Origin of the sequence: Methylobacter svalbardensis, assembly GCF_037671525.1 — a bacterium.
Taxonomy (GTDB): domain Bacteria; phylum Pseudomonadota; class Gammaproteobacteria; order Methylococcales; family Methylomonadaceae; genus Methylobacter_A; species Methylobacter_A svalbardensis.
On the sequence record NZ_JAWPOH010000137.1, the window covers coordinates 1 to 3,248 of the forward strand.

Here is a 3,248-nt window from a genome sequence, read left to right on the forward strand (position 1 = left end):
AAATACGGAGCGGCAGAAATATCAGTTCCCGTATAAAAAAATTGGGACAGCGCCATTCAGCTGGAGTGTGAACAGGGCTCTATCTTAAATTAAGGCATTATTTGTCTGGACAATGGGGTCCACTATAGGTTGCTCTTAAGGATGGCGATTTGCGGGAAACCTTTCGCGTCAAACACATCAAGGATGGCTCGGCGATTGTGAATAAGGATGTAGACGGCAGCGTAGTTGTTTATCCATTAGAACAATTGGTGGTGGTGCAGCGTTTCGGCGAAGCCATCTATCCGGCCTTGATACCTATGGCTACGGTTGAAAATGGCGGTGAGCGGCCTTTTCATACCTTGATCGAAGCCGATAATTTTCACGCGCTGCAATTGCTGGAATACCTGTATGCCGGGCAAGTGGACTGCATTTATATTGATCCTCCGTATAACACTAGCGCTAAGGATTGGAAATATAACAACAACTATGTTGATGTGAATGATAGTTGGAGGCATAGTAAGTGGCTAACCTTTATGGAAAAACGGCTGAAATTGGCTAAACGGCTGCTCAAGCCTGATACTGGTGTGCTTATTGTGACGATTGATGAGCATGAAGTTCATCATTTAGGGATGCTACTAGAAAACGCTTTTCCTAATTTCTATAGGCAAATTGTCACCATCGTTGTTAATCCCAAAGGTGTAACACAAGGACGATTTTCCCGTGTTGAAGAGTATGCATTATTTTGTTTTTCAGAAAAGGCTTTTGTCGCCGGACTTCGAGACGATTTACTAACATCAAATAGTTTAAACTCAAAAAATCATAAAATACCACGCTGGAAAGGGTTGTTACGATCTGGCACAAATGCTCGTCGGCAAGACAGGGAAAAATTATTTTTCCCAATTCTAATTGATACGGATCGACATACAATTATTGAAGTAGGTGAATATCTACCTCTTAATCAACAACCTGATATAGATGCTTCTGTTAATGGGTATGCCGTAGCTTGGCCAATTCGTTCTGACTGCTCGTTTGGAAATTGGGGTGTCGGTCCTGCCACATTACGCGGGTTAATATCCAAAGGGTATGTTTCACTTGGTGGATTTGATGTTAAGCGTAAAACATGGGGGATTTCATATCTGAGCAAAAAATTACAACTGCAAATAGAATCTGGAGCTATTCAAATTGTCGAGTTTGATGCTGTCAAAAATGTAGTTAATGTTGAATACGCTGACGCACGGGAACGGCAAATTAAAACTGTTTGGCACAGAAGTTCTCACGATGCAGGTGCTTACGGTGCGGATATTCTAAAGGCAATTTTTGGCGAAACAGGTCGATTTTCATTTCCAAAATCCCTTTATGCGGTCAGAGATTCTATCTCAGCAATTGTCCTTGATCGACCCAACGCGCTAATTGTGGATTTTTTTGCCGGATCAGGAACAACTTTAAACGCCGTCAACCTGATGAACGCCGTCGACAACGGCAACCGTCGCTGTATTCTGGTTACCAATAACGAAGTTTCAGTGGAAGAAGCGAAAAACTTGCAAGAACAAGGCTTAATGCCCGGCGATGACGAATACGAAAAACACGGTATTTGCCAAGCGGTCACCTACCCGCGCAGCAAATACACGATATTGGGCAAGCGCGATGACGGTACGTTACTGGACGGCGATTATCTGACCGGACGCACGATTTCCAAAGACAAGCGCCGCAATTTTAAACAAATCGGCTTTATCGACACAGCGCAACTGACCAGCACAGCACGAAAAAAAGAACTGGCGGGCTTGCTGGATGGTATTCCGCAATCGAAAGTCACTAAGGACTCGGCTTATTTTGTGGACGAAACCTGCACGGCCTCGGTGTTGTTCGATGATACTTGCGTCAATGCCTATCTGGACGCGCTGGACGATATGACGCATATCGAAACCTTTTATCTGGTCACAGCAAATAACGCGCTGTTCAAACGCTTGAAAGACGCAATCAATGAATTGCTGGGCCTGTTGCAAGTCAGTGAAGATGAAAAACGGCCATTAAGCGCCGGGTTTGAAGCTAATCTAGCTTATTTCAAGCTGGATTTTCTGGATGCCGATGAGGTGCAGTTGGGGCGGAAGCTTGCCGCGCTACTGCCGATTTTGTGGCTAATAGCAGGCGCGAAAGGTGCTTGCCCACAAGTAGCTGATAGTCCGTCGTTTTTCTTGCCTGAACATTGCCCGTTCGGCGTCTTACTGGACGAACACTGTTTCTTGCCTTTCAAACAGGCTTTAAAGGTTAAAGCTGACATCACGCATGTGTTTCTGGTGACAAACTCCGAAGAAGGTTTTTTTGCGATGCGGGATGAGCTTGATTCAGGCTTAGCAGTTGTCCAATTATACAAAAACTATCTGGATCAATTCAAAATCAACACGGAAACTAGGGTAAGAACATGAAATTGCGGCTAATGGATTTTCAGGAAGATGCAGTCAAGCAGATAGCTAATTACATTCGGAATACAAAAAACTTGATTAAGGAGGGTAAACCGCAAGCGATTGTTTTGGCCTCACCCACGGGCTCCGGTAAAACGGTTATTGTTGCCGCTTTGATTGAAATGATTTTTCAGGGTGCGGATGAAATTTTCGCTGAACCGGATGCGGTTTTTTTGTGGTTGTCCGATCAACCGGAATTGAACGAGCAATCACGCCGAAAGATTGCTTTGTGCTCAAGCCGTTTGCGGGATGCCGATTTGGTGGTGGTCGATAACGATTTTGACCAGGAAACCTTTGATGGCGGCAAAGTGTATTTTCTTAATACGCAAAAGCTGGGCAAGGATAAAAATCTGGTTAAAATAAAAGGCGATAATCGTCAGCACACCATTTGGGATACTATCCAAAAAACGCAGGACGTTTTAAAAGATAGGTTCTATCTGATTATTGATGAAGCCCACCGGGGTATGAATACATCCCGGCAGCAAGAAAATAATGCCCGAACCATTGCTCAAAAATTTGTTTTGGGTTCTGATGAACTGCCCGCTGTTCAATTGATTATTGGTGTTTCCGCAACACCCAAGCGTTTTCAGAATTTATTACTGGATAGCCAACACTATCAAACGCGCTCTCAGCATCCGGTGACGGTAAACCCGGAAGACGTAACCGCTTCAGGCTTACTGAAACTCGATGTTCAAGTTTTTAAATTTTTTGCAGCCTGATTCTTGGAAAATTATCCAGCAGCACGGTACTGTAGCGAAACCGTCGGCCCTAAACGCCCCAAATCCCTCCCAACCATATGTTTTCCAGAAG

General features: G+C 44.3%; 3 protein-coding genes. 2 read left to right on the forward strand and 1 reads right to left on the reverse strand.

The features are described 5' to 3' along the window. Positions 1–236 precede the first annotated feature (236 nt). A complete protein-coding gene (locus tag RW114_RS20220) occupies positions 237–398 on the reverse strand; it encodes a hypothetical protein (RefSeq protein WP_340124534.1) in 162 nt (53 codons plus the stop codon). On the opposite strand from RW114_RS20220, the gene RW114_RS20225 reads away from it, so the two are divergent. Both RW114_RS20225 and RW114_RS20230 read left to right on the forward strand, forming a co-directional pair. Next, the gene (locus RW114_RS20225) at positions 399–2,402 is read left to right on the forward strand and encodes a DNA methyltransferase (RefSeq protein ID WP_340124535.1); all 2,004 of its coding nucleotides are present in this window, start codon (positions 399–401) and stop codon (positions 2,400–2,402) included. After that, positions 2,399–3,157 carry a DEAD/DEAH box helicase family protein gene (locus tag RW114_RS20230; RefSeq protein ID WP_340124536.1) on the forward strand — a complete coding sequence of 253 codons (759 nt, stop codon included), beginning with the start codon at positions 2,399–2,401 and terminating at the stop codon, positions 3,155–3,157. The genes RW114_RS20225 and RW114_RS20230 overlap by 4 nt, the downstream gene beginning before the upstream one ends. Positions 3,158–3,248 lie beyond the last annotated feature (91 nt).